The organism is Rhizobium sp. Rhizsp42 (genome assembly GCF_047304155.1).
GTDB lineage: Bacteria > Pseudomonadota > Alphaproteobacteria > Rhizobiales > Rhizobiaceae > Rhizobium.
In genome coordinates this window covers 1-1,209 of the sequence record NZ_JBGLYS010000103.1, presented here as the reverse complement: position 1 = coordinate 1,209, position 1,209 = coordinate 1, and the positions used below count along the sequence as shown (strand labels likewise).

The 1,209-nt window shown below is 57.4% G+C and carries 1 protein-coding gene; it reads left to right on the top strand.

All coding sequences use genetic code 11. The features are described 5' to 3' along the window. Nucleotides 1-9: 9 nt before the first annotated feature. A protein-coding gene (locus tag ACCD05_RS31715) for an IS3 family transposase (RefSeq protein ID WP_413397631.1) occupies nucleotides 10-1,148 on the top strand; the annotation gives its coding sequence in 2 pieces (ribosomal slippage) (nucleotides 10-268 and nucleotides 268-1,148; 1,140 coding nt in all). Nucleotides 1,149-1,209: the final 61 nt, after the last annotated feature.

Sequence of the window (1,209 nt, the reverse complement as noted above, 5' to 3'; positions counted from 1 at the left end):
GGAGATACCATGACGAGACGACCGCGCCGGAACCATAGCCCGGCTTTCAAGGCGAAGGTGGCGCTTGCCGCCATCCGGGGTGAACAGACGCTGGTTGAATTATCCCAGCAGTTCGACGTGCACACCAATCAGATCAAGCAATGGAAAGACCAGCTCCTTGAGGGGGCGACAGGCGTTTTCGGCGATGACGCCAAAGCGGAACCGGCGGCTCCGACCGTCGATGTCAAAACGCTGCATGCTAAGATCGGCGAGCTGACACTGGAGAATGATTTTTTATCCGGTGCGCTCGGCAAGGCGGGATTGCTGGGCGGAAAGAAATGATCGACCGCGAGCACAAACTCTCTGTCGTACGCCAGGCGAGGCTTCTCGGCTTCAGCCGTGGCAGCCTCTATTATTCGCCGCGCCCTGTGTCAGACGGCGATCTGGCTTTGATGCGGCGGATCGATGAACTGCATCTCGATTACCCGTTTGCCGGAAGTCGGATGTTGCAAGGGCTTTTGAAGGCGGAAGGGCTTCAGACAGGGCGGCTTCACGTTGCGACGCTGATGAAGAAGATGGGCATTGAGGCGATTTACCGCCGACCCAACACGTCTAAACCGGTACCTGGTCACAAGGTCTATCCATATCTGCTCAGGAAGCTGGCGGTCACCAGACCCAACCAGGTCTGGGCAATGGATATCAGCTACATCCCCATGGCGCGGGGCTTCGTCTATCTCTGCGCCGTCGTCGATTGGTTCAGTCGTCGGGTTCTGTCGTGGCGGCTGTCGATCACAATGGAGACGGCCTTTTGTATCGAGGCGGTTGAGGACGCTCTCTGCCGATATGGCAGGCCAGACATCTTCAATACCGACCAGGGATCGCAGTTCACCTCCATCGACTTCACGGCGGTCCTGAAGAAGGCCGGGATTGAAATCTCGATGGATGGCAAGGGTGCGTGGCGCGACAACGTCTTCGTCGAGCGGCTCTGGCGGTCGGTCAAATACGAGGAGGTCTATCTCCATGCCTACAAAACTGTGTCCGAGGCCCGCGCTGGCATCAGTCGATATCTGACCTTTTACAATACCCGACGCCCACATTCATCCCTTGACCGGCAGACGCCGGATCAGGCTTACTTCAACGCGCTGACGCCAATGATAGTGGCGGCATAATCGAGGCGGAAATCCACTTAGCGAAACGCCCCAATCTGTTCAGACAAACCGAACCAGCTCT